Annotated in this window: 12 protein-coding genes and 1 pseudogene; 1 reads left to right on the forward strand and 12 read right to left on the reverse strand. The window is 40.4% G+C overall.

Annotation, left to right across the window (positions count from 1 at the left end):
• The 6 genes and pseudogenes from H6G92_RS38205 to H6G92_RS38225 all read right to left on the reverse strand — a co-directional run.
• Window positions 1-468: pseudogene (locus H6G92_RS38205) on the reverse strand (hypothetical protein); the annotation flags it as partial.
• Window positions 469-471: 3 nt separating this feature from the next.
• Window positions 472-882, reverse strand: coding sequence for a hypothetical protein (locus tag H6G92_RS38210; RefSeq protein ID WP_190901994.1), 411 nt, complete (start codon window positions 880-882; stop codon window positions 472-474).
• A 139-nt stretch (window positions 883-1,021) separates the two neighbouring features.
• Window positions 1,022-1,732, reverse strand: coding sequence for a hypothetical protein (locus H6G92_RS38215; protein WP_190901996.1), 711 nt, complete (start codon window positions 1,730-1,732; stop codon window positions 1,022-1,024).
• On the reverse strand, window positions 1,722-2,066 hold the full coding sequence (locus H6G92_RS38220; protein WP_242059525.1) for a hypothetical protein: 345 nt from the start codon (window positions 2,064-2,066) through the stop codon (window positions 1,722-1,724). Before H6G92_RS38220 ends, H6G92_RS38215 begins: the two co-directional genes overlap by 11 nt.
• An 83-nt stretch (window positions 2,067-2,149) precedes the next feature.
• A complete protein-coding gene (locus tag H6G92_RS40735) occupies window positions 2,150-2,281 on the reverse strand; it encodes a hypothetical protein (RefSeq protein ID WP_277926956.1) in 132 nt (43 codons plus the stop codon).
• A 102-nt stretch (window positions 2,282-2,383) separates the two neighbouring features.
• Window positions 2,384-2,602: a hypothetical protein gene (locus H6G92_RS38225; protein ID WP_190902000.1), complete on the reverse strand. Its 219-nt coding sequence runs from the start codon at window positions 2,600-2,602 to the stop codon at window positions 2,384-2,386.
• A 40-nt stretch (window positions 2,603-2,642) separates the two neighbouring features.
• On the opposite strand from H6G92_RS38225, the gene H6G92_RS38230 reads away from it, so the two are divergent.
• Window positions 2,643-2,849 carry a hypothetical protein gene (locus H6G92_RS38230; protein ID WP_190902002.1) on the forward strand — a complete coding sequence of 69 codons (207 nt, stop codon included), beginning with the start codon at window positions 2,643-2,645 and terminating at the stop codon, window positions 2,847-2,849.
• A 10-nt stretch (window positions 2,850-2,859) separates the two neighbouring features.
• Here the strand turns inward: H6G92_RS38230 and H6G92_RS38235 are convergent, their stop codons facing one another.
• The 6 genes from H6G92_RS38235 to H6G92_RS38260 all read right to left on the reverse strand — a co-directional run.
• The gene (locus tag H6G92_RS38235; RefSeq protein WP_190902004.1) at window positions 2,860-3,216 is read right to left on the reverse strand and encodes a hypothetical protein; all 357 of its coding nucleotides are present in this window, start codon (window positions 3,214-3,216) and stop codon (window positions 2,860-2,862) included.
• 40 nt (window positions 3,217-3,256) lie between these two features.
• Entirely contained in the window at window positions 3,257-3,412 is a 156-nt protein-coding gene (locus tag H6G92_RS38240; protein WP_190902006.1) for a hypothetical protein, read from the reverse strand.
• Window positions 3,396-3,635 carry a hypothetical protein gene (locus H6G92_RS38245; RefSeq protein WP_190902008.1) on the reverse strand — a complete coding sequence of 80 codons (240 nt, stop codon included), beginning with the start codon at window positions 3,633-3,635 and terminating at the stop codon, window positions 3,396-3,398. Before H6G92_RS38245 ends, H6G92_RS38240 begins: the two co-directional genes overlap by 17 nt.
• Before the next feature lie 14 nt (window positions 3,636-3,649).
• A complete protein-coding gene (locus tag H6G92_RS38250; RefSeq protein WP_242059526.1) occupies window positions 3,650-3,991 on the reverse strand; it encodes a hypothetical protein in 342 nt (113 codons plus the stop codon).
• A 15-nt stretch (window positions 3,992-4,006) separates the two neighbouring features.
• Window positions 4,007-4,222, reverse strand: a complete 216-nt coding sequence (locus H6G92_RS38255; protein WP_190902010.1) for a hypothetical protein — start codon at window positions 4,220-4,222, stop codon at window positions 4,007-4,009.
• A 208-nt stretch (window positions 4,223-4,430) separates the two neighbouring features.
• Window positions 4,431-4,642: hypothetical protein (locus H6G92_RS38260; protein ID WP_242059334.1), on the reverse strand; the 212-nt coding region annotated here is incomplete at its 5' end.

Here is a 4,642-nt window from a genome sequence, read left to right on the forward strand (position 1 = left end):
ACTGCCGAGTGTGTATTGTTTTGATTCCTCAAACTCGTTCTTGGCCTGTTGTGGGTCTTTACCACGCAATGTCCTAGCTTCCATCACTTGGACAAGTGCAGAGATACCGAAGCTAATCCAAAACAAGGGATTAAATAGGAGTTGTAACCAACCAAACCAACCAATCCATTCTGTTTCAAACCAGGGAAAAATCGGTTTTCCTTGAAATAAAACCTGCCAGATGCTATCAGTAGAAAGGAGTGTGCCAATCCAGAAACCAATTGCACCAACAAGCTTGTATCCGGGTGTGCCTGGGGTAACAAATTGGGCAATGATATGTGAGATAAAGATGACTGGCAGTGAGATTAATGCCACAATCCATCGAGCTAATAATTCTAAGTAGTCACTCCCTCCTTTTTTCGGCTCTCTTTGTGGTGATGGTTCTGGGTTTGGTTGTGAATTAGATTTGTTTGGAGTGAGATATTTCATAAATCAATTGGATGAATCTTTAAATATCGGCGAATTCTTACAAGCATTTTTGAATCGATATTTCCATTTCCATTGCCTCTGTTCAATTCGCCCAATACAAAAACCCGTTGAGTCATACACAAAAACTGTCTCATCTTCTAAATAACCTGTAGTGTCAGGTCTAGGGTTACGTTTTTTTGAGTCTAGATAGTTCCTGATTCGTAATTTACTGAATGAGGGCGTAACTCCGAGAGAATTAATCTTGTCGGCGGTCGCTGCCCTTTGCTCGGCTTTAATGCGTTCTAGTTCTTCAGACTCACGAATAGTAATGCCGTGAGAGTAAGTTTTGAATTGGGCTGGCAGTTGTGATAACCAAGGACTTGCGATTAACCCCATGCCCAATAATCCCAACATCGCTTGCTTCTGGTATTTCATTGTTGAAGCCCATAGATACTTTGTGTTGTCTGGGGTGGCGGTGCATTAATAACGCGAACGTAAACAGACAGCCCAATGCAAACTAGAAAAAAAATGACTGAGAATCCGAAAAGATTCTCCTTGAAGAACTTGCGCCATTTTAAGTTGGAGACTGGAGTTGTTTGCTCAACAAAGAGCGTGTCAAATTTTTCAGATCCTGAATTGTCGCAGGTCGTTTCGACTTTTTTTCTGATGTCGGCACTCCTAATTCGTCTAAAAATGCTTTCGGGTCAAAACCAACAGTTGCAGCAGTAGTGAGGGTTTGAACTTGTTGCTTAATCTCATCCCCAGTCTTTAACCCGTACTCTTGGGTAATTTGTTGCCTGATTTCGGGATTCTTGGCCAGTTGATAAATAAACGCTATTTCATCAAAACCTTGCTCTGTGCGTCGCTGTAATGAACGAGCATCAAGTTCACTCGTGATTTCATCGAACAATCCTTGCTCAAACTCATGAACTGCCAGCGCTTGAGCAACAGTCTTGCCTGCCACGATATCCAAGAATGCTTTAAAAGTTTCCCGACTGACTCCAACAAATTGTAATTGTTCAGTGGCCATGTCTATTGCATGAGTCTGTATATTCGCCAAATTGCTGCTACCTCCTAACAGCTTCGATTTGTCGAGGGTTGCTTGCGCTAGATTGAACAACTTTTCTAAGCGATCGCTAATATCCACAGGAAATTCTTGGGCGTTTGGATCAACAGCTGGATCTGACTGAGCCAGTTGTTCTAACCCAGCAATGATTTGCTCTGGGCTGTAGCTAGCACTCAATAGCTCAAATAGTTCTGCACGAGTAAATGTGTTATCCGACATGATGTGTCTCTCCTAATACTTGTGATGTAAATCTCAGTTGTTCTTTTTCAAATTCGGCACGGGTGTACTCGTCTTTTTTGGCTTCGATGATGATCTCAACAAAAGCCTTTTTATCAACCCCTTGAGTTATATCAGAGAACAATTCCCCAATCTTACCGATGATCCATACTTGATAAGGTGTGATTGGTGGCGCACGTAATTTTTTTTCTTGGGTCAAAGTCTTCATTCTCACAAGTATTAATCTATACTCTGGGATGATTGGCGCGACCTCTGCCCATCGTTCTAGTGTGCGGTAGCAAATGCCTAAAATCTTCGCGGCTTTTGCTTTTGACATTGGTAAAACTAAAGGATTTACCCCTGATTTACTTGGTTGATAGCTAAAAAGTTGTTTTCTCCACTCTGATTTCATTAAGAATGTCAAATCCGTATCAACAGTTTCAAAAAGTTAGTCAATATGCGCGTCACAGCCGTATCAATATTGATGTCAACGTTAATATCAATGTTGACATCAATATGAATATCTACGTTGATATCAATGTTGATATTCATAAGCATTGTTCTGTAACTGTCAATTGACTATTTATTGACCTTACCCTTTTATAATAAAAAACCTGCCTTAATATGGGTAGTGTCTGTGTGACCTTTTTTGATTTAAAAAGCGCTTAAATATAAATCTAATAAACCAAAATGATTTAAGACAGATTCTTTTGGTTGTTGGTAACGACTACTATGCTCGTCAGCTAACCAGTGCTTAAGAGTTTCTGGTGGATAATCGCTTAGTTCATGAATCTCGGACACCGATAATCCGTGCTTCAATTTAAATTCTTTAGGATGAATCAGTTTCACCTTCAATAAGTGTTTGTTTGACATAATGCAATTACTTATAAAATCTTTCATTCGATGCGTTTTGATGCAGCGATACCGAAGGCACAATTTTTGTACCTTCGGTAAAAAGCAAGCAGACCATGAGACTCTGCTCGACCTCAAACACGTTAGCATCAAGGCTTTGGGACACGCGGATGATTTCGATGAGGCTCAAAACCCTAGTAATCCCGTGAAAATAACTGTCTCATGGTCTGCTCAATCCCTTGCCCTGACTGATTCCGCGCCTCTATGAGAAAGAAAATTCATTTTTTTGAATTTTGCAGAAAACCCCGGTTTTTGGCTCTTTTATCTAAAGTGGGTTTTTCTATTTGTCCTGTGGTCATTTTTGAAGCCTGACCCTGTTTGACTAGCACCGAACGCAGATACTGCCGACAAGCTGCTTCTCCCTTATAAATCAGAATCCGCAGCGCCTGTATTTCCTGCGTTGGAGAAACACAGATTTCGGCAATCGCAGCAATCAAATTCTGTTGCTTCTGCACGTAATCTTGATGCTGCTGCTCTAACTCTTGAATCTTGGAGTTTAGCTGTTGTATTTGTCGTAATGCTTGCGTCAGGGACGATTCTTTGTTTTGAGAGCGATTATCTAGGGTTAATGTCATTTTCTTGCTCCTCTAAATTTAGATAGTTGATAAACAGCTTTTACCGTTGTTTTTTCGGCGGTTCGTATTTGGATAACAAAGCGCTGAAGTCGTAAATCGTTACTGTTGACTTTGGTTCAGGTTCAGGTTTTGGTTTCGGCTCTATCACGAGTTCATGACTGCCCAAACCAATTGCATTTTTAATTTCTTGCTCCATGACCGGATTCTCCTTGTTGATTAAATTGCTCCACCTGAACAATTGCGTCTACAACTTCTCCCAAAACATTAAACGCATCATTTAGCACTACATTGTTTGATGTAGAAAAATACTCGGACGACTGAAGTCTGCGATAATCCTTACTACTTCCCACAAGCTGCAACGTATATTGACATCCTTGTAAAATAGTCCGAATTTCTGATGTGGTTAATTTGATTTCCATCGTTGTTTCCCTCCCTAAAATTTATCTCGTTGAATACTGAGGCTTGCTCCGACTAGAGAAGTCCCTAAGAATGCGGAAAAACTTACCAGCATTGCACCCAAGCAAATACTTTTCTGTTGCTGCCACCCAGAGATGATGATGTTGGAATTATTAGTCTCAATAATCTCCAGCCCCCAACAAGCCATTGCTCCTACTCCTGAAAAGCTAGTCAAAAGCAAAGAGGCGATTGCAGTTGTTTCTATGGTGCGGTCAACGAAAATCTTGGGATTGAATCGTCTTCTTGGACGATGACTTTTAACTAACCGGACTTTTGACTCTTGCATAGTTGAACGAACAATTTGTTTGTGATTAGCCATCGGTTTCACTTATTCTTATGAATTACTAGGAAAAATATGATCCTCTACAGACAACTTGAACTGTTTTATTCCTCCGCTATAGTGGATTTTGATGCCTGAAATTATTTCTTTTTCTGTGAGTTCTTCAACTTCTTCGGGGAAGGATAAATCGCGCCAAGGCAAACACTCTTTTATCCACTCTTTCGCCCATAAAAATTCGTTAGTAGTTAGCTGCTCGACTTGTATTGTCATCCTGCATTCTCTAACTCCACAAAAAAACCTGCACCTGTATTTGTCACTTTTAGCAGCTTTCGATTCACTAATGTTTGTATGACACAGAGACTAAATTTGATATTGCACAATCGAGCGCTACCACCACAACGATTGAGATATTGTAGGCACAGTAAGGACTGATCAGTAGGGGTGGGATGAGTGGATTTTCTCGGCATAATCTTGGCTATTACTCTATGATTTGTAAATGATGTGCATTGAAAAAAATTCCTTGACCAGGCGGCATGTCTGGGAAATGAACGCAAACCATGCCGTGTACTGAATACTGGATTACTGTACCTGTTTGCCCTAACCTTGGATCTTTTTCTGTCAGGGCTTTAATGACTTTTACAACTGAATTAATTGGTGGAAGATTAGCCATTTTTAATCCTTTGCTGATTA

This window comes from Nostoc foliaceum FACHB-393 (assembly GCF_014698505.1).
In the GTDB taxonomy this organism is placed as follows: domain Bacteria; phylum Cyanobacteriota; class Cyanobacteriia; order Cyanobacteriales; family Nostocaceae; genus Nostoc; species Nostoc foliaceum_A.

Excerpts from the sequence above, each read along its gene's own strand:
- H6G92_RS38210 (WP_190901994.1), bottom strand. The coding sequence starts at position 882 with ATGAAATACCAGAAGCAAGCGATGTTGGGATTATTGGGCATGGGGTTA.
- H6G92_RS38215 (WP_190901996.1), bottom strand. The coding sequence starts at position 1,732 with ATGTCGGATAACACATTTACTCGTGCAGAACTATTTGAGCTATTGAGT.
- H6G92_RS38220 (WP_242059525.1), bottom strand. The coding sequence starts at position 2,066 with ATGTCAAAAGCAAAAGCCGCGAAGATTTTAGGCATTTGCTACCGCACA.
- H6G92_RS40735 (WP_277926956.1), bottom strand. The coding sequence starts at position 2,281 with ATGAATATCAACATTGATATCAACGTAGATATTCATATTGATGTCAAC.
- H6G92_RS38225 (WP_190902000.1), bottom strand. The coding sequence starts at position 2,602 with ATGTCAAACAAACACTTATTGAAGGTGAAACTGATTCATCCTAAAGAA.
- H6G92_RS38230 (WP_190902002.1), top strand. The coding sequence starts at position 2,643 with ATGCAGCGATACCGAAGGCACAATTTTTGTACCTTCGGTAAAAAGCAA.
- H6G92_RS38235 (WP_190902004.1), bottom strand. The coding sequence starts at position 3,216 with ATGACATTAACCCTAGATAATCGCTCTCAAAACAAAGAATCGTCCCTG.
- H6G92_RS38240 (WP_190902006.1), bottom strand. The coding sequence starts at position 3,412 with ATGGAGCAAGAAATTAAAAATGCAATTGGTTTGGGCAGTCATGAACTC.
- H6G92_RS38245 (WP_190902008.1), bottom strand. The coding sequence starts at position 3,635 with ATGGAAATCAAATTAACCACATCAGAAATTCGGACTATTTTACAAGGA.
- H6G92_RS38250 (WP_242059526.1), bottom strand. The coding sequence starts at position 3,991 with ATGGCTAATCACAAACAAATTGTTCGTTCAACTATGCAAGAGTCAAAA.
- H6G92_RS38255 (WP_190902010.1), bottom strand. The coding sequence starts at position 4,222 with ATGACAATACAAGTCGAGCAGCTAACTACTAACGAATTTTTATGGGCG.